Origin of the sequence: Mycobacterium sp. E2327 (genome assembly GCF_001672675.1) — a bacterium.
GTDB lineage: Bacteria > Actinomycetota > Actinomycetes > Mycobacteriales > Mycobacteriaceae > Mycobacterium.
Window position 1 is genome coordinate 1 of sequence record NZ_LZKE01000148.1, and the last position, 502, is coordinate 502.

Genomic DNA, 502 nt, shown 5'->3' on the forward strand with positions numbered 1-502 from the left:
TACCAGACGCTGCAGGAGATCACCAAGATCACCGACGGCCAGGCGTTCCACGCGGACAGCCTGGAATCGCTGGAGAGCGTCTATTCGACGCTGCAGCGCCAGATCGGCTATCAGACCGTCAAGGGCGACGCCAGCCTGGCCTGGATGATGCTGGGCGCGGTGCTGCTGGCGGGCGCCGTCCTGGCCGGCCTGTTCCTGAACCGGCGGCTGCCCGCCTGATCGCTCAGACCGGCAGGCGTCGGTTGATCAGCAGGCCCAGCGCCGCGGCGATCAGCGCGACGACAACGCCCAGGCGCAGCCAGCCGGCGCTGCCGGGGCCGGGCACCGTGCGGAAGCCGATGTCGTTCTCGATGGCGTTGTAGCTCTTGTTCAGCTCGTTGATGTTGGTGGCGGTGTAGGACTGCCCGCCGGAGAGTTGGGCGATCTTGCGCATCTGGTCCGTGGACACCGGGACGGCGACGCGCTGCCCGTTCATCTCGATCTCCCCGCCCTTGGTGCCGAA

Annotated in this window: 2 pseudogenes; one reads left to right on the forward strand and one right to left on the reverse strand. The window is 67.9% G+C overall.

Going from position 1 to position 502, the window contains the following annotated elements:
* A pseudogene (locus A5712_RS18150) lies at positions 1–219 on the forward strand (hypothetical protein); the annotation flags it as partial.
* 4 nt (positions 220–223) lie between these two features.
* Here A5712_RS18150 and A5712_RS18155 read toward each other — a convergent pair.
* Positions 224–502, reverse strand: a pseudogene (locus A5712_RS18155) (hypothetical protein); the annotation flags it as partial.